Below are 16,380 nucleotides of genomic sequence, written 5' to 3' on the forward strand. Positions count from 1 at the left end.
GCTCAGGCCCAGCGCTCGGAGGCTGGGGTGAAGTCGAGGGTGCGGTCGCCGGTGTAGATCTGCTTGGGGCGGGCGATCTTCTGTTCTTTGTCCTGGACGAGCTCGAGCCATTGGGCCAGCCAGCCGGGGGTGCGGCCGATGGCGAAGAGCACGGTGAACATCTCGGGTGGGAACTGGAAGGCTTCGTAGATGAGCCCGGAGTAGAAGTCGACGTTGGGGTAGAGCTTGCGCTTGACGAAGTACTCGTCCTCGAGGGCGATCTTCTCCAGCTCGAGGGCGATGTCGAGCAGGGGGTTGGTGCCGGTGACCTCGAAGACGTCCTCGGCGGACTTCTTGATGATCTTGGCGCGGGGGTCGTAGTTCTTGTAGACGCGGTGGCCGAAGCCCATGAGGCGTTCGTTGCCGTCCTTGACGCCCTTGATGAAGTCGGGGATGTTCTCCTTCGACCCGATGCGGCGCAGCATCCGCAGGACGGCTTCGTTGGCGCCGCCGTGCAGGGGGCCGAAGAGGGCGCCGACGCCGGCGGAGACTGCGGAGTAGGGGTCGACCTGGGTGGAGCCCACCGAGCGGACCGCGTTGGTGGAGGCGTTCTGCTCGTGGTCGGCGTGCAGGATGAAGAGCACGTCGAGGGCCTTGACCAGTCGTTCGTCGGCCTCGAACTTCGACTCGCTCATCTTGAAGAGCATGGAGAGGAAGTTGGCGGTGTAGGAGAGCTCGTTGTCGGGGTAGACGTAGGGCTTGCCCTGGGCGTGGCGGTAGGACCAGGCGCCGAGGGTGGGCATCTTGGCGATCATGCGCACGATCTGCATGTGCCGGTTGTCGGCGTCGGTGATGTTGCGCGCGTCGGGGTAGAACGTCGAGAGGGCGCCGACCGAGGCCATGAGCATGCCCATGGGGTGGGCGTCGTAGCGGAAGCCCTGCATGAACGTCTTGACGTTCTCGTGGACGAAGGTGTGGTAGGTGATCTCGTGGACCCACGAGTCGTACTCGGCCTTGCTGGGCAGGGCGCCGTGCACGAGCAGGTAGGCCACTTCGAGGAAGTTGGACTTCTCGGCGAGCTGCTCGATGGGGTACCCGCGGTACTCCAGGATGCCCTTGTCGCCATCGATGAAGGTCACGGCGCTGCGGCAGGAGGCGGTGTTGACGAAGCCGGGGTCGTAGACGGCCAGACCGGGCTCGTCCTCCCCGGTCTTGATCTTTCCCACGTCGGCGGCCTTGATGGTGCCGTCGAGGATGGGTACGTCGTACTCCTGTCCGGTGCGGTTGTCGCGGACGGTGAGAGAGTCAGTCACGCGGTCCAACCTAAACCGCGGGTGGGCGAGGCGCGAACCCCGGTCCACGGGTGGGACTGTCCGCACGACCGCGGTCGTCGAGCGTGACCGGGTTTTCTTGCGCGGTGCCATGGGTAGGAACCGTGCAGCAGGCCACGACGAGGAGTGCGACATGGGTGACGTCTTGCAGATCCAGTGGGGCAGTCTCGACATGCTGCTCGAGGACATGGTGACCATCAAGGAGCAGGTCGCCGATATGGACTCCTACGTCGAGGAGCACGTCTGCAGCACCGCCGGCTTCGACTTCGAGCCGTTCGCGCTGAAGCCGCTGGCCGACGCCATGGGCGAGATGCGCGGCTACTTCTCCACGATGAAGAGCACCTTCGAGACGCGATTCGAGGGCCTGCAGGCGGCCACGATCACGACCGCCAAGCACGTCTACGCCACTGACGAGACGATCAAGTTCGACTTCGACAAGCTCACCGGAGAGCCGGGCCAGGGCGACGGCGGCGGCCCGGGCATCGAGGTCCGCATCGTGGGCCTCAGGGACCCAGCCGACCGGCTCACCGCTCCCGAGGAGGGCAAGCAGCGGTTCCCCAAGGGCCACGACGAGCCGTTCCAGCAGGTGGTCAGCGGCTGGGACGCCGCCCGCGACAAGGTCAACGAGTGCATCAAGTGGTGCCGCGACCACGGCATCGACATCTTCGACGAGCTGCCCGACAAGAGCCTCGAGGACTTCATCGTCTTCCCGCTCTCGGGCGACTACTACGCCATCCAGCAGAACTCGTCGGCCTGCAAGAAGCTCGCCAAGGCGTTCCGGGACTACGCAGTGAACTTCGGCCTGCTCGCGGGCAACGCCATCCAGGCGATGAAGGGCCAGGCAGGCAGCGCGCTGAACATCCACATCGCCCTCTACGGCGCGGTGATGACCGCCATCTCCGGCGTCATCGACGGGTTGGCCGGCGTCTTCGAGAGCCTGGCCACGATGAGCGAGCGGATCGCCATGAAGGTCGAGAAGATCATCCGGGTGCTGGCGCAGAAGCTCTTCAAGCTGATGAAGTTCCTCCTCAAGCGGATCAACGCCGTCATCGGCATCCTGACCACCGTCAAGGAGATCGCGGAGAAGGGGACGGCGTTCTTCACCGACCTCGTCGAGGACGTGAAGACGGTGAAGAACCTCATCGAGGTCGCGTTCGGTCTGGCCACCGAGGTCGAGGAGTGGGCGAGGGAACAGGCCGACCGCATCAAGACGGTGAAGCAGGTCGTCGCCATCGTCCAGAAGCTGCCGCACGCCCGAGCCAAGATGAACCTCAACGACCTGCCCTCCGACACCCGGGACATCGAGAAGTCGCTCAAGGACCTCAAGACCGACTTCGGCGACCCCGAGGGGACGGCGTACGACGACCTCGAGGACAAGGTCGACGAGGGCGTGGCCGAGGCCGGCAAGACCGACCCCAGCGTCTACTACGACGAGGACTGCCTGCCTGACTCGTCCGGGCCCAACTCCTCGGGGCCCGTCAACCCCCTGACCGGGGAGCCCGAGGAGGAGTGGCACCCGCCGATGGCCCCGCCCTCGGTCATCGCTCCTCGAGACGACGTGAAGGTCCCGCAGGGAGCCAGGTGATGGAGTACTACGACGCATCCAGCGCCGAACCGGCCGAGGCGGTCGACCTGCTGCTCGAGTCAGCCCGGGCCGGTGGTGCGTCCGCGACCCTGGAGGCGCGACTGGCCGAGGTCGACGACCTCGTCGACCGGATCCTCGACGAGGAGGCGTCCCGCCCGCTCGAGCCGGAGATCGTCGAGGCCCTCGAACAGCTCACCGGCGCCGACGACGCGCCCGCGCACTTCCGCACCGTGCACGATCGGGTGGAGCGCCGCGCCACCACCTGGGACCGGTTCTGGCAGCGACCCCAGGATGAGTACCGTGGCTTCGAGATCGTCCAGGCGGCGATCGTCGCGACGACGAGAGAGATGAGCGCCACCTTGGACCGGTACACCTCGCAGGTGCGACGTGGCTGATCGGCGACGGGCCCTCGCCGCCGCTGCGCTCGGGCTGTCCCTCCTCCTGACCGGGTGCTCGGACGGCGACGAGGACACCGGGGAGGGGCCGTCCGGGACGAACTCGTCGAGTGCCTCGCCCGAACCGTCAGGGACCTCGGGACCCTCCGAGACCTCCAGCGCCCCGACCAGCGGATCCGCGTCGGCCGCGTGCGACGCCATCGACGCGTCGGCCCTGAGCGCCGAGACCGGCGTGAAGGTGACCGAGCCGTCGACCGCGGGCACGCCGGGCAAGCGGGAGAGCTGCGCACTGACCTTCGCCGACTACTCCGTGCTGAGGATCGACCTGACGCCTGGGCACGGGACCCTCGAGCAGGACGTGGAGCAGGCCAAGGTCCTTGGCACGGAGGTCCCGCAGGAAGTGACCGTCGCCGGAGCCCCCGGACTCATGGTGAGCGACGGGGGCCAGGTCACCCGCGTCGGGCTCGTGACCCACGTGGGCGAGCGCCTTCTCCTGGTCACCCTGAACCACTTCGAGTCCGGGGGGAAGCTGGTCGAGCAGATGGAGTCGCTGGTGCTCGCCTCGGCGGAGCAGGTCGCGGCCGGAGCCGCCTGAGGTACGACGCCCCGACGGGCAGGCCCGTCGGGGCGTCGTACGCCCGGTGTCGGGCGCTCAGGCCCAGCGCTCGGAGGCTGGGGTGAAGTCGAGGGTGCGGTCGCCGGTGTAGATCTGCTTGGGGCGGGCGATCTTCTGTTCTTTGTCCTGGACGAGCTCGAGCCATTGGGCCAGCCAGCCGGGGGTGCGGCCGATGGCGAAGAGCACGGTGAACATCTCGGGTGGGAACTGGAAGGCTTCGTAGATGAGCCCGGAGTAGAAGTCGACGTTGGGGTAGAGCTTGCGCTTGACGAAGTACTCGTCCTCGAGGGCGATCTTCTCCAGCTCGAGGGCGATGTCGAGCAGGGGGTTGGTGCCGGTGACCTCGAAGACGTCCTCGGCGGACTTCTTGATGATCTTGGCGCGGGGGTCGTAGTTCTTGTAGACGCGGTGGCCGAAGCCCATGAGGCGTTCGTTGCCGTCCTTGACGCCCTTGATGAAGTCGGGGATGTTCTCCTTCGACCCGATGCGGCGCAGCATCCGCAGGACGGCTTCGTTGGCGCCGCCGTGCAGGGGGCCGAAGAGGGCGCCGACGCCGGCGGAGACTGCGGAGTAGGGGTCGACCTGGGTGGAGCCCACCGAGCGGACCGCGTTGGTGGAGGCGTTCTGCTCGTGGTCGGCGTGCAGGATGAAGAGCACGTCGAGGGCCTTGACCAGTCGTTCGTCGGCCTCGAACTTCGACTCGCTCATCTTGAAGAGCATGGAGAGGAAGTTGGCGGTGTAGGAGAGCTCGTTGTCGGGGTAGACGTAGGGCTTGCCCTGGGCGTGGCGGTAGGACCAGGCGCCGAGGGTGGGCATCTTGGCGATCATGCGCACGATCTGCATGTGCCGGTTGTCGGCGTCGGTGATGTTGCGCGCGTCGGGGTAGAACGTCGAGAGGGCGCCGACCGAGGCCATGAGCATGCCCATGGGGTGGGCGTCGTAGCGGAAGCCCTGCATGAACGTCTTGACGTTCTCGTGGACGAAGGTGTGGTAGGTGATCTCGTGGACCCACGAGTCGTACTCGGCCTTGCTGGGCAGGGCGCCGTGCACGAGCAGGTAGGCCACTTCGAGGAAGTTGGACTTCTCGGCGAGCTGCTCGATGGGGTACCCGCGGTACTCCAGGATGCCCTTGTCGCCATCGATGAAGGTCACGGCGCTGCGGCAGGAGGCGGTGTTGACGAAGCCGGGGTCGTAGACGGCCAGACCGGGCTCGTCCTCCCCGGTCTTGATCTTTCCCACGTCGGCGGCCTTGATGGTGCCGTCGAGGATGGGTACGTCGTACTCCTGTCCGGTGCGGTTGTCGCGGACGGTGAGAGAGTCAGTCACGCGGTCCAACCTAAACGCGGGTGGGCGAGGCGCGAACCCCGGTCCGCCGCTACGACGTCCCGCGGCCTCGTTTTGACCCCGTCGCCGGCGGCGCCGTAGTCTTGTCGGTCGCGACTCCTGCCGCGCTCGGACCCGCTCCACGGGTCGGGGTGCAGTCCCGGACGCCACCGCCCTCACGGTCGGTGCCGAGCCGGGCCGTGTTCGTCAGAAGCCGCAGCAGCACCGCCCGGGGGTCACCTCCGCCGGGCCCCACGAACGAGAGAGAAGAACAGCCTTGCGCACCTACAGCCCCAAGCCTGGAGACATCCAGCGCGACTGGCACGTCATCGACGCCGAGAACGTCGTCCTCGGGCGTCTCGCCGTCGAGGTGGCCACGCTCCTTCGCGGCAAGCACAAGCCGATCTACGCGCCGCACATGGACACCGGTGACTTCGTCATCGTCGTCAACGCCGAGAAGGTCGCCCTCTCCGGCAACAAGCGGACGACCAAGATGACCTACCGCCACTCCGGCTACCCGGGTGGTCTGACCTCCACGCCCATCGGCGAGGTGCTCGACAAGGACGCCCGCAAGGCCGTCGAGAAGGCCGTCTGGGGGATGCTCCCGAAGAACAAGCTCGGCCGCGCCCTGATGAAGAAGCTCAAGGTCTACTCGGGCCCGAACCACCCCCACTCGGCCCAGCAGGCCGTCCCCTTCGAGATCACGCAGATCTCCCAGTAATCATCGACGTCGAAAGCAAGGTTGAGGAACACAGTGGCTGACACCAGCACCGAGGTCGAGGAGACCTACGAGACCGACGAGCAGGGCGTTGCCTACAGCTCCGAGAGCGCCGCTCACGCGGACACCCCCGCCCGCCCGGCGACCATCGCCCCTGCGGCCGCCACCGGCCGGCGCAAGGAGGCCGTCGCCCGCGTGCGCATCGTCCCCGGCACCGGCGTGTGGACCGTCAACGGGCGCACGCTCGACTCCTACTTCCCGAACAAGCTGCACCAGCAGGTGGTCAACGAGCCGTTCGCCGAGCTCCAGCTCGAGGGCCGCTTCGACGTCATCGCCCGCATCCACGGCGGCGGCATCACCGGTCAGGCCGGCGCCCTGCGCCTCGGCGTGGCCCGCTGCCTGAACGCCATCGACGTCGAGTCCAACCGTCCGGCGCTCAAGAAGGCCGGACTGCTGACCCGCGACGCGCGCGTCATCGAGCGCAAGAAGGCCGGTCTCAAGAAGGCCCGCAAGGCGCCTCAGTTCAGCAAGCGCTGATCGCACGGCTTTGCCGCGCATCTTCGGCACGGACGGGGTCCGGGGCCTCGCCAACGGTCAGTTGACCGCTGAGCTGGCCCTGGACCTGTCCGTCGCCGCCGCCCGGGTGCTCGTCGATCGCGGCGAGTACGCCGGGCCGCGGCCGATCGCGGTGGTGGGCCGCGACACCCGGATCTCCGGGCAGTTCCTCGAGCACGCCGTCGTGGCGGGGCTCGCCTCCGCCGGCGTCGACGTGATCCGCCTGCGGGTCCTGCCGACCCCCGGCGTGGCGTACCTGACCCACGCCCTGGGCGCCGATCTCGGCGTGGTGATCAGCGCCTCGCACAACCCGATGCCCGACAACGGCATCAAGTTCCTCTCCCGCGGCGGCTTGAAGCTCGACGACGCGGTCGAGCGCGACATCGAGGCTCACCTCGAGATGGCCTGGGACCGCCCGCTCGGCGGCGACGTCGGTCGAGTCTCGCCGTACGCGACCCCGGTCGAGGAGTACGTCGACCACCTCCTCGCCACCCGTCAACGGCCCCTGGCCGGGCTCAGGATCGTGCTGGACTGCGCCCACGGTGCCGCCTTCGAGGCCGGTCCCCGCGCGCTTCGCCTGGCCGGTGCGGAGGTGGTCGCGATCGGGACCGAGCCCGACGGGCTCAACATCAACGATGGATGCGGCTCCACCCACCTCGAGCCGCTGCGCGCCGCGGTGCTCGAGCACGGCGCCGACGCCGGCTTCGCGCTCGACGGCGACGCCGATCGCTGCCTGGCCGTCGACCACGAGGGCAACGTCGTCGACGGTGACCAGGTCCTGGCGATCCTGGCGATCTCGATGGCGGAGGCCGGCCGGCTGGTCAAGGACACCGTCGTCGCCACCGTGATGAGCAATCTGGGCTTCGTCCAGGCGATGAAGGCCGCCGGGCTCGGCGTGCGCCAGACCAAGGTCGGCGACCGCTACGTGCTCGAGGCCATGCGGGTCGCCGGCTACACGCTGGGCGGCGAGCAGTCCGGACACGTCATCATGAGCGAGCACGCCACCACCGGTGACGGCATCCTCACCGCACTGCACGTCTTGGACCGCATGGTCGAGACAGGTCAGACCCTGGCCTCCCTGGCCTCGGTCGTCACTCGGCTCCCGCAGGTGCTGGTCAACGTCCCGGGCGTCGACAAGACCCGTGCGGACGACGACCCCGTCCTGGCCGCCGCTCTCGCCGAGGAGGAGTACGCCCTCGGCGACACCGGTCGCATCCTGCTGCGCCCCTCCGGCACCGAGGCGCTCGTCCGAGTCATGGTCGAGGCCCCCACCCAGGAGCTCGCCCAGGACGTCGCCGACCGCCTCGCCGCGGTCGTGAAGGCGCAGCTCGCGCTCTGAGCGGCATTCCCTGTGGAGGGCCGGTCGCGCTCGCAGTCAGCCGACGCTAGACACGAGGCATGGAGCGACTGGCTCTCCTGCTCGGTGCCTGCGCGACACTGACGACCCTCGTCGCCTGGGCCGTGACGCTCGCCCCGGGGCCCGCAGCCCCACCGGCGGCAACCCCCGCCCCGTCAGCGGGCTGGCAGGTGGTGCAGCGTCACGCTGGGCGTTTCACCGTGCCGCCGGTGCAGGCGGGCTGGCGCGTCAGCGGGCCGGGGGAGGTGCTCTACTACGCCGACCGGCGCGGCGAGCCGGCCGTGGGGGTCGCGGGGCCCGCGGTGCTGGACGAGGGGTACTGCGCCAGACACGGCGGGCCGTCCAATCGGGGTTTCGCCGGGCTGCTGCCGCCCATGCCCGGTACGGCGCGCGAGGTCGTCGCTCGGCTCACGGGGGCGTGGGCAGCGGCGGTGGCTGGTCCCGACGGCGAGCCGGTCGGCGTACGGGTCGTGGGGGTGCGGCTCGCCGACGGCTCGTCAGCGGTGCGGACGCACACCGTCGTGCCGGTGGCGCCCGGCCCGTGCCGGCCGGCGAGGGCCGGCGTGGACCTGGTGAGCACCCGAGGCCCTTCGGGCGTCGTCACGCTCGTGCTGGTGCGCGACCTCGGACGTGGGTCGATGTCGGAGGCCGTGGCCCGACGCATCGTGAGGAGTCTTCGCCGATGACCTGCTGGGGCCGGGGGGCGCTCACAGCTTGCGGAGCCGGACGTAGCGGACCGAGTGGTCGCGGTCCTTGCGCAGGACCAGCGTGGCGCGCGAGCGGGTCGGAAGGATGTTCTCCACGAGGTTGGGGCCGTTGATGCCGTCCCAGATGCGCTCGGCCTCCGCGATGGCCTCCTCCTGGGACAGCGCGGCGTACTTCGCGAAGTACGAGTGCGGGTCGCGGAACGCCGTCTCGCGCAGCCGCAGGAACCGCGACACGTACCACTCGCGGATCTTGTCGCGCCCGGCGTCGACGTACACGGAGAAGTCGAAGAAGTCGCTCAGGGTCAGCCCGGCGGTGCCGTCGTCGCGGACGCGGGCCGGCTGGAGGACGTTGAGCCCCTCGATGATCACGATGTCGGGGCGCTTGACGACGACCTTCTCGCCGGGCACCACGTCGTAGACCAGGTGCGAGTACGTCGGCGCCTCGACCTCGTCCCTGCCCGACTTGATGTCCACCACGAACCGCAGCAGGGCGCGGCGGTCGTAGGACTCCGGGAAGCCCTTGCGGTGCAGGATCCCGCGCCGCTCGAGCTCGGCGTTGGGGTAGAGGAACCCGTCGGTGGTGATCAGCGCGACGTTGGGGTGCTCGGGCCAGTGGGCCAGCATCTGCTGGAGCACCCGCGCCGTCGTCGACTTGCCGACGGCCACCGACCCGGCGAGGCCGATCACGAACGGGGTGCGGGGCGGCGTGCGCTGGTGCAGGAACGCCTCCTGCTCGCGGTGCAGCTTGCCGGCCGACTCGACGTACAGGCTGAGGAGCTTGCTCAGGGGCAGGTAGACCGCTTGGACCTCGTCGAGGTCGAGGGCGTCCCCGAGGCCTCGCAGGTTGCGGATCTCATCCTCGCTGAGCGGGTTCTCCGTCTCGGCGCCCAGGGCCGCCCACGCCGCTCGGTCGAGCTCGATGTAGGGCGACGGCTCCCGGGGGGACTCGTCGTGGGCACCGTTGCGGTTGCCCCCGCCTGTCGACATGCGGAGGATTGTTGCAGCAGCCGGGCGCACCGGGGTGAGCGGCGTCGTCCCTCTACAGTGGGGCCCATGTGCGGCATCGTCGGATACGTCGGCTCCAGGCAGGCCCAGCAGGTCGTCGTGGAGGGTCTGCGGCGACTGGAGTACCGCGGCTACGACTCGGCGGGGATCGCCCTCGTCGCGAGCGGGGAGCTGGCCACGGAGAAGCGGGCCGGCAAGCTCGCCAACCTCGAGAAGGCGATCGCCGAAGCGCCGCTCCCGGAGTCCACGACCGGCATCGGCCACACCCGGTGGGCCACCCACGGCGCCCCCAACGACGTCAACGCGCACCCACACTCCGGCGGCGCGCGGCGCGTGGCGCTCGTCCACAACGGCATCATCGAGAACTTCGCGAGCCTGCGCAGCGAGATGGAGGCGGCCGGACACGGCCTGCTCTCCGAGACCGACACCGAGGTGGCGGCGCAGCTGCTGGAGTCGCAGGTGCTCTCCGGCCAGGACCTGACGACGGCGATGCAGCATGTCTGCCGCCGGCTGGAGGGCGCCTTCACGCTCGTCGCGGTCGACAGCGAGGACCCCGACCGGGTGGTCGCCGCGCGCCGCAACTCGCCGCTGGTCGTCGGTATCGGCGAGGGGGAGAACTTCCTCGGCAGCGACGTCGCGGCGTTCATCGAGCACACCCGCGAGGCCCTCGAGCTCGGGCAGGACCGGGTCGTCACCCTCACCCGGGAGGGCGTCGAGGTCACCGACTTCGACGGCGCGCCGGCGGAGGGGCGCCGCTACCACGTCACGTGGGACCTGTCGGCCGCCGAGAAGGACGGCCACGACTGGTTCATGCGCAAGGAGATCTTCGAGCAGCCGCGGGCGGTCGCCGACAGCCTGCTGGGCCGGCACAGCGAGGACGGACTGCTGCAGCTCGACGAGATGCGCCTCTCCGACGACGAGATCCGCGACGTCACCAAGATCATCATCATCGCCTGCGGCACGTCGTTCTACGCCGGCATGGTGGCCAAGTACGCCATCGAGCACTGGGCCCGGATCCCGGTCGAGGTGGAGCTCGCCTCGGAGTTCCGCTACCGCGACCCGATCCTCGACTACTCGACCCTGATCGTGGCGATCAGCCAGTCGGGGGAGACCGCCGACACCCTGCAGGCGATCCGGCACGCCCGCACCCAGCGCGCCAAGGTGCTGGCGATCTGCAACACCAACGGGTCCACGATCCCGCGCGAGTCCGATGCGGTCATCTACACCCACGCCGGCCCGGAGATCGGCGTCGCCTCCACGAAGGGGTTCCTGACCCAGCTCGTCGCCTGCTACCTGCTCGCGCTGTACGTCGCGCAGGTCAAGGGCACGCGCTACGGCGACGAGGTCACCGAGATCATGCACCAGCTCGAGGCCATGCCCGGCCACATCGAGAGCGTCCTTTCATCCGCCGAGAGCGTCTACGAGCTGGCCCGCAGTCACCTCGACACGCGCTCCGTGCTGTTCCTTGGACGTCACGCCGGCTACCCGGTCGCGCTCGAGGGGGCCCTGAAGCTCAAGGAGCTGGCCTACATCCACGCGGAGGGCTTCGCCGCGGGCGAGCTCAAGCACGGCCCGATCGCCCTCATCGAGGAGGGTCTGCCGGTGCTGTGCGTCGTACCTCCCCAGGGGCGCGACCAGCTGCACGACAAGATGATCAGCGGCATCCAGGAGGTGCGAGCGCGGGGGGCGCGCACGATCTGCCTGGCCGAGGAGGGCGACACCTCGATCGAGCCGTACGCCGACGTTCTCATCCGGCTGCCCAAGGTGCCGGTGCTTCTGCAGCCGCTCGTCGCAGTCGTGCCGCTGCAGCTGTTCGCGTGCGAGCTTGCCACCGCGATGGGCCACGACGTCGACCAGCCGCGCAACCTGGCCAAGTCCGTCACCGTCGAGTGAGCCGGCTGCGACCGTGGCGGTGATCGGCGTCGGCATCGACGTGGTGGACATCGAGCGCTTCGGCGCCGCGCTGGCGCGCACGCCGGGCCTCGCGGCGCGCCTGTTCACCCCCGCCGAGGCCGCCCGCCCCCTGGCCTCCCTCGCTGCGCGGTTCGCCGCGAAGGAGGCGATGGCGAAGGCGCTCGGTGCGCCGGTCGGCATGGCCTGGCACGACGCCGAGGTGGTGTCGGAGGAGTCCGGCCGCCCGGTGCTCGAGGTACGCGGCTCCGTCGCCGCCTGCGCCGCCGACCTGGGCGTCGCCCACGTCCACCTGTCCCTATCCCACGACGCCGGCATCGCGTCGGCCGTGGTCGTGCTCGAGTCCTGAGCGTGGGTCGCCGCTAGCGTGGGCGCATGAGGTACGCCCACACCGTCGAGCAGGTCCGGGCCGCGGAAGACGCGCTGCTGACGCGGCTGCCCGAGGGGGCGCTGATGCACAAGGCGGCGCACGGGCTCGCCTACGCCGTGCTGGACCTGCTCGGTTCGGCCTACGGGCGCCGGGTGCTGCTGCTGGTCGGTGGGGGCAACAACGGCGGTGATGCGCTGTACGCCGGCGCGGTGCTCGCCAGGCGCGGCGTGGCCGTCGAGGCGTGGCGGTTGGGCGAGACCGTGCACGAGGACGGACTGGCGGCGTTGCGCGCGGCGGGGGGGCGGGTCGGGTGGCAGGGCCGACGCCCGGACCTCGTCGTCGACGGGATCACCGGGATCGGCGGGCGGCCCGGGCTGCGGCAGGACGCGGTGGCCGCGCTGGAGCGGCTCACCGGTGTCCCGGTGGTCGCGGTGGACACGCCTTCCGGCGTCGACGTCGACACCGGCGAGCTCGACGGGCCCCACGTGCGGGCCGCCGTCACGATCACTTTCGGCACCCACAAGGTGGCCCATCTCGTCGACCCGGCCGCGGCCGCCTGCGGCGTGGTCCAGCTGGTCGACCTCGGGCTCGAGCTGCCCCCGGCCCAGGTCGAGGCGCTCCAGCCGGACGACGTCGCGGCCCTGCTGCCGCGGCCCAGCCCGGATGCCCACAAGTACACCCGCGGGGTGGTCGGCGTCCGTGCCGGCTCCGAGGAGTACCCGGGCGCCGGCCTGCTCAGCGTCTCCGGGGCCGCCAGCGGCCTGGTCGGCATGGTCCGCTACGTCGGCGACGCCGCCGTAGCGCGGCGGGTGCGCGACACCCACCCCGAGGTCGTCGGCGCGGGGCGGGTCCAGGCCTGGGTGGTCGGGTCGGGCAGCGGGCAGCACGCCGCCGCCGAGCTCGCCGCAGCCCTGCGCGACGACGTCCCCACGGTCGTCGACGCCGACGCGCTCGCCCACGTCGTCGCCCCGCTCGAGCGCCCCGTGGTGCTGACTCCTCACGCCGGCGAGCTCGCCGCGATGCTCGACCGGGAGCGGGCCGGCATCGAGGCCCGGCCGCTGGCCCACGCGCGCGAGGCCGCGGCCGCCTACGGCTGCGTGGTGCTGCTCAAGGGGCGGCACTCGCTCGTCGCCGCGCCCGACGGTCGGACCCGGGTCACGACGACCGGGACGCCGTGGCTCGCGACGGCGGGCGCCGGAGACGTCCTCGGCGGCCTGGTGGGCGCGCTGCTGGCGGCGGGGCTCGACCCGTTCGACGCCGCCTCGGTCGGCTCCTGGCTGCACGGTGCGGCCGCCACCCTGGCCGGCTCCGGCGGCCCCCTGATGGCCGGCCAGATCGCCGGCGCCGTGCCCGCCGTGGTGCGAGGCCTCCCGCCCGTGGGCTGACGCGACGGCCTCGGATGGGACAATCGCAGGCATGACCAGCCCGCGAGCCGAGATCGTCGTCGACCTCGCCGCGATCCGCCACAACGTCCGGACCCTGCGCCGTACCGCCGGGGTCCCGGTCATGGCGGTGGTCAAGGCGGACGGCTACGGCCACGGCATGCACGAGGTGGCCACGGCCGCGCGGGACGCCGGCGCGGAGTGGCTCGGCGTTGCGACCCTCGACGAGGCCGTGGCGCTGCGCGTGGCGGGCGACTCCGGCCGGCTGCTGTGCTGGCTGACCGTGCCGGGCGAGGACTACGGCACCGCGCTGGCCACGGACATCGACGTCACGGCCTACTCGGTCGCCGAGCTCGACGAGATCGCCGCGGCCGCGGCCGCGCTCGCCACCGGGACCCCGGCGCGCGTCCAGCTCAAGGTCGACACCGGCCTCTCCCGTGGCGGGGCGGCCGAGCGCGACTGGGAGGGGTTGTTCGCCCACGCGCTGGCGGGCGAGGAGGCCGGGCGCTGGCGCATCACCGGTCTGTGGTCGCATTTCGCGTGCAGCGACGAGCCGGCCCACCCCGCCAACGACGCCCAGGAGGCGGCGTTCGAGCGCGCACTCGCGGCCGCCGAGCGGGCCGGGCTGCGCCCGGAGGTACGCCACCTCGCCAACTCCGCCGCCGCGATCCTGAGGCCCAGCAGCCGCTTCGACCTGGTCCGCTGTGGCATCGCCATTTATGGGCTCGACCCCGCACCCGGGCACACGCCAGACCTCGGCCTGGTGCCGGCCATGACCGCGCGCGCGCGGCTGGCGATGGTGAAGTCCCTCGAGGCCGGCGACGCGGTCTCCTACGGGCAGCTCTGGACCGCCGAGCAGCCCACCACCGTCGGGCTCGTCCCGGCCGGCTACGGCGAGGGGGTGCCCCGCGCCGCGAGCAACGTCGCCCAAGTCGCCGTCGGCGGCAGGCGCCGGCCCCTGCGCGGACGCGTCTGCATGGACCAGTTCGTCGTCGACCTGGGCGGTGACCTGCCCGACGCGGGAGCCGACGCGGTGCTGTTCGGGCCGGGGGGAGACGGTGAGCCCACAGCCCAGGAGTGGGCCGAGGCCTGCGGCACCATCAGCTACGAGATCGTCACTCGGATCGGCGGCCGGATGGCCCGCACCCATGTCGACAGCGAGGTGAGCTCATGAGCGTCCAGCGCAAGCTTCTGGGAGTCGCCGCGGGTGCCGTCGGCCTCGCCGCGGCCGGCACGGCGCTCGAGGTCGCGCGCCGCAACCACGCCATCGAGAGCCGCCGTGACGACGTCACCGCCCCGTTCGGCACGCTCCGCTCCACACCCAGGAGCGTGATCGCCGAGGACGGCGTGGCGCTGCACGTGGAGGTCGACGAGGTGACCGAGCCGCCGGCCCGGCACCGCCGCCTGTCGGGTCGCGAGCCCGGGCCCGAGATCACCTTGGTGTTCGCCCACGGCTACTGCCTGAACCTCGACTGCTGGCACTTCCAGCGTGGCGCCTACCGGGGACTGGTGCGCACGGTCTTCTACGACCAGCGCTCCCACGGTCGCTCCGGCCGGTCCTCCCACGAGCACGCCACGATCGAGCAGCTCGGTCGCGACCTCAAGCAGGTGATCGACGAGGTGGTCCCCGAGGGCCCGGTGGTCCTCGTCGGTCACTCCATGGGCGGCATGTCGGTCGTCGCTCTCGCCGAGCAGTTCCCCGAGCTCATCGGCGACCGCGTGGTCGGCGTGGGGCTGATCTCGACCACGGCCGGCGGGCTCGACGTCGGCCGGATCCTGCTGCCGATGCTGCCCAGCCGCCTGAGTGGCCGGGTGGCCAGCAGGGCGGTGCGGTCCCTGGGCCGGCGCCACCGATCGGTGGACGGCTTGCGCCGTGTCGGCTCCGCCATCGCGCGGGTCGGGACCGACCTCTTCGCCTTCGGCGACGACGTGCCGGCGGCGTACGTGGACTTCGTCGACGAGATGCTCTCGGCCACGCCGTTCGAGGTCGTGGCGGAGTTCTTCCCGAGCTTCAGCAGCCTGGACAAGTTCCACATCGTCGAGGTCCTCGGCCGCGTGCCGACCGCCATCATCTGCGGCACCGAGGACCGGCTCACCTCGCTCGGCCACAGCCGCAAGCTGCACCAGCGCATCGCCGGCTCCCGGCTGCTCGAGTGCGAGGGCGCCGGGCACATGGTCCCCCTCGAGCGCCACGACCAGGTGACCGCCGAGCTCGACCAGCTGATCACGGCCGCGTCCACGCGGCTCGCGGGCCGGTGACGCTCACCGTCCGCCGCGTCGGCCACGAGTCGGCCGAGGTGGTCCATCACATCGTCCATGAGGCCTTCGCCGGCCGGCCGCCGCTGGACCCGCCTGCCGACGCGCTCAGCGAGACCGTCGACTCCATCGGGACCCGCCTCGCGCTCAACGGCGGGCTCGTCGCCCGCGTGGGTGACGAGCCCGTCGGCGCGCTGCTCTTCGACCCGGTGGGGGACTCGGTCTACCTGCGCCGCTTCGGGGTGCTGCCCGCGGCCCAGGGCCACGGTGTCGCCGCCGCGATGGTCGACGCGGCCGTCGAGGCCTGGCCGGGCAAGGCCCGGCTCTCGGTGGTCGCTCGCGAGGAGCTGCCCGCGACGGTGGCCTTCTGGCAGCGCCGCGGCTTCGCCCAGGCCGATCGCCGCTGGCCCTACGTCGAGCTCTCCCGGCCACTGCCCAGAACCTTCGACGCCCCGACGTCGGAGGACATGCGGGCCCTGGGGGCCCGCATCGCCGGTGAGTTGCGCCCCGGTGACCTGCTGGTGCTCTCGGGCGGCCTCGGAGCCGGCAAGACGACGTTCACGCAGGGCCTTGGCGAAGGGCTGAAGGTGCGCGGTGCGGTCACCTCGCCGACGTTCGTCATCGCCCGCGTCCACCCCTCGCTGAGGGGCGGGCCCGACCTGGTCCACGTCGACGCCTACCGCCTGGGCGGACTGGAGGAGCTCGACGACCTGGACCTCGACACCTCGCTCGACGAGGCGGTCACGGTCGTCGAGTGGGGCGAGGGCATGGCCGAAGGGTTGTCGGACTCCCGGCTCGAGGTGCGCATCACCCGCGCCGCCGAGGCCGAGCGTGAGCTCGACCCGCGACGGGTCGAGGTACTCGGCGTCGGCACCCGCTGGGCCAACTGA

At 71.0% G+C, this 16,380-nt stretch carries 16 protein-coding genes; 13 read left to right on the forward strand and 3 right to left on the reverse strand.

Annotated features, from left to right (window positions below):
* Positions 1 to 2 precede the first annotated feature (2 nt).
* On the reverse strand, positions 3 to 1,292 hold the full coding sequence (locus LRP67_RS16490; protein ID WP_231271261.1) for a citrate synthase: 1,290 nt from the start codon (positions 1,290 to 1,292) through the stop codon (positions 3 to 5).
* A 151-nt stretch (positions 1,293 to 1,443) separates the two neighbouring features.
* Here LRP67_RS16490 and LRP67_RS16495 point away from each other — a divergent pair, with 151 nt between their 5' ends.
* Genes LRP67_RS16495 through LRP67_RS16505 form a run of 3 tightly spaced genes read left to right on the forward strand, consistent with a single transcriptional unit; the run spans position 1,444 to position 3,885 of the window.
* The gene (locus LRP67_RS16495) at positions 1,444 to 2,895 is read left to right on the forward strand and encodes a hypothetical protein (RefSeq protein ID WP_231271262.1); all 1,452 of its coding nucleotides are present in this window, start codon (positions 1,444 to 1,446) and stop codon (positions 2,893 to 2,895) included.
* Positions 2,895 to 3,290, forward strand: coding sequence for a hypothetical protein (locus LRP67_RS16500; RefSeq protein WP_231271263.1), 396 nt, complete (start codon positions 2,895 to 2,897; stop codon positions 3,288 to 3,290). Before LRP67_RS16495 ends, LRP67_RS16500 begins: the two co-directional genes overlap by 1 nt.
* Positions 3,283 to 3,885: a DUF3558 family protein gene (locus LRP67_RS16505; protein ID WP_231271264.1), complete on the forward strand. Its 603-nt coding sequence runs from the start codon at positions 3,283 to 3,285 to the stop codon at positions 3,883 to 3,885. Before LRP67_RS16500 ends, LRP67_RS16505 begins: the two co-directional genes overlap by 8 nt.
* 57 nt (positions 3,886 to 3,942) lie before the next feature.
* Here LRP67_RS16505 and LRP67_RS16510 read toward each other — a convergent pair whose 3' ends face one another.
* Complete coding sequence (locus tag LRP67_RS16510; protein WP_231271261.1) at positions 3,943 to 5,232, reverse strand: citrate synthase; 1,290 nt, start codon at positions 5,230 to 5,232, stop codon at positions 3,943 to 3,945.
* A 274-nt stretch (positions 5,233 to 5,506) separates the two neighbouring features.
* On the opposite strand from LRP67_RS16510, the gene rplM reads away from it, so the two are divergent.
* From rplM to LRP67_RS16530, 4 genes are read left to right on the forward strand one after another with little or no spacing between them, the layout of a single operon-like run.
* Positions 5,507 to 5,950 (forward strand): 50S ribosomal protein L13, encoded by a 444-nt coding sequence (gene rplM / locus LRP67_RS16515; RefSeq protein WP_231271265.1) that lies wholly within the window; start codon positions 5,507 to 5,509, stop codon positions 5,948 to 5,950.
* 33 nt (positions 5,951 to 5,983) lie between these two features.
* Positions 5,984 to 6,484 (forward strand): 30S ribosomal protein S9, encoded by a 501-nt coding sequence (gene rpsI / locus LRP67_RS16520; RefSeq protein ID WP_231242189.1) that lies wholly within the window; start codon positions 5,984 to 5,986, stop codon positions 6,482 to 6,484.
* A 10-nt stretch (positions 6,485 to 6,494) separates the two neighbouring features.
* Positions 6,495 to 7,841 (forward strand): phosphoglucosamine mutase, encoded by a 1,347-nt coding sequence (glmM, locus tag LRP67_RS16525; RefSeq protein WP_231271266.1) that lies wholly within the window; start codon positions 6,495 to 6,497, stop codon positions 7,839 to 7,841.
* Positions 7,842 to 7,900: 59 nt separating this feature from the next.
* Positions 7,901 to 8,545, forward strand: a complete 645-nt coding sequence (locus tag LRP67_RS16530; protein ID WP_231271267.1) for a hypothetical protein — start codon at positions 7,901 to 7,903, stop codon at positions 8,543 to 8,545.
* Positions 8,546 to 8,566: 21 nt separating this feature from the next.
* Here LRP67_RS16530 and coaA read toward each other — a convergent pair whose 3' ends face one another.
* Complete coding sequence (gene coaA / locus LRP67_RS16535) at positions 8,567 to 9,553, reverse strand: type I pantothenate kinase (protein WP_231271268.1); 987 nt, start codon at positions 9,551 to 9,553, stop codon at positions 8,567 to 8,569.
* A 66-nt stretch (positions 9,554 to 9,619) separates the two neighbouring features.
* Here coaA and glmS point away from each other — a divergent pair, with 66 nt between their 5' ends.
* Genes glmS through tsaE form a run of 6 tightly spaced genes read left to right on the forward strand, consistent with a single transcriptional unit; the run spans position 9,620 to position 16,380 of the window.
* Positions 9,620 to 11,464 (forward strand): glutamine--fructose-6-phosphate transaminase (isomerizing), encoded by a 1,845-nt coding sequence (glmS, locus tag LRP67_RS16540; protein ID WP_231271269.1) that lies wholly within the window; start codon positions 9,620 to 9,622, stop codon positions 11,462 to 11,464.
* Between the two features lie 13 nt (positions 11,465 to 11,477).
* Complete coding sequence (locus tag LRP67_RS16545) at positions 11,478 to 11,831, forward strand: holo-ACP synthase (protein WP_231271270.1); 354 nt, start codon at positions 11,478 to 11,480, stop codon at positions 11,829 to 11,831.
* Positions 11,832 to 11,857: 26 nt separating this feature from the next.
* On the forward strand, positions 11,858 to 13,237 hold the full coding sequence (locus LRP67_RS16550) for an NAD(P)H-hydrate dehydratase (protein WP_231271271.1): 1,380 nt from the start codon (positions 11,858 to 11,860) through the stop codon (positions 13,235 to 13,237).
* A 31-nt stretch (positions 13,238 to 13,268) separates the two neighbouring features.
* A complete protein-coding gene (alr, locus tag LRP67_RS16555; RefSeq protein ID WP_231271272.1) occupies positions 13,269 to 14,408 on the forward strand; it encodes an alanine racemase in 1,140 nt (379 codons plus the stop codon).
* On the forward strand, positions 14,405 to 15,493 hold the full coding sequence (locus tag LRP67_RS16560) for an alpha/beta fold hydrolase (protein WP_231271273.1): 1,089 nt from the start codon (positions 14,405 to 14,407) through the stop codon (positions 15,491 to 15,493). Before alr ends, LRP67_RS16560 begins: the two co-directional genes overlap by 4 nt.
* Positions 15,490 to 16,380 (forward strand): tRNA (adenosine(37)-N6)-threonylcarbamoyltransferase complex ATPase subunit type 1 TsaE, encoded by an 891-nt coding sequence (gene tsaE, locus LRP67_RS16565; protein WP_231271274.1) that lies wholly within the window; start codon positions 15,490 to 15,492, stop codon positions 16,378 to 16,380. Before LRP67_RS16560 ends, tsaE begins: the two co-directional genes overlap by 4 nt.

The organism is Nocardioides sp. cx-169 (assembly GCF_021083605.1).
In the GTDB taxonomy this organism is placed as follows: Bacteria; Actinomycetota; Actinomycetes; order Propionibacteriales; family Nocardioidaceae; genus Nocardioides.

What these genes read in the sequence shown, in the direction of transcription:
- LRP67_RS16495 (WP_231271262.1), top strand. Translation starts at nt 1,444, where the DNA reads ATGGGTGACGTCTTGCAGATCCAGTGGGGCAGTCTCGACATGCTGCTC.
- LRP67_RS16500 (WP_231271263.1), top strand. Translation starts at nt 2,895, where the DNA reads ATGGAGTACTACGACGCATCCAGCGCCGAACCGGCCGAGGCGGTCGAC.
- LRP67_RS16530 (WP_231271267.1), top strand. Translation starts at nt 7,901, where the DNA reads ATGGAGCGACTGGCTCTCCTGCTCGGTGCCTGCGCGACACTGACGACC.
- coaA (WP_231271268.1), bottom strand. Translation starts at nt 9,553, where the DNA reads ATGTCGACAGGCGGGGGCAACCGCAACGGTGCCCACGACGAGTCCCCC.
- glmS (WP_231271269.1), top strand. Translation starts at nt 9,620, where the DNA reads ATGTGCGGCATCGTCGGATACGTCGGCTCCAGGCAGGCCCAGCAGGTC.
- LRP67_RS16550 (WP_231271271.1), top strand. Translation starts at nt 11,858, where the DNA reads ATGAGGTACGCCCACACCGTCGAGCAGGTCCGGGCCGCGGAAGACGCG.
- alr (WP_231271272.1), top strand. Translation starts at nt 13,269, where the DNA reads ATGACCAGCCCGCGAGCCGAGATCGTCGTCGACCTCGCCGCGATCCGC.
- LRP67_RS16560 (WP_231271273.1), top strand. Translation starts at nt 14,405, where the DNA reads ATGAGCGTCCAGCGCAAGCTTCTGGGAGTCGCCGCGGGTGCCGTCGGC.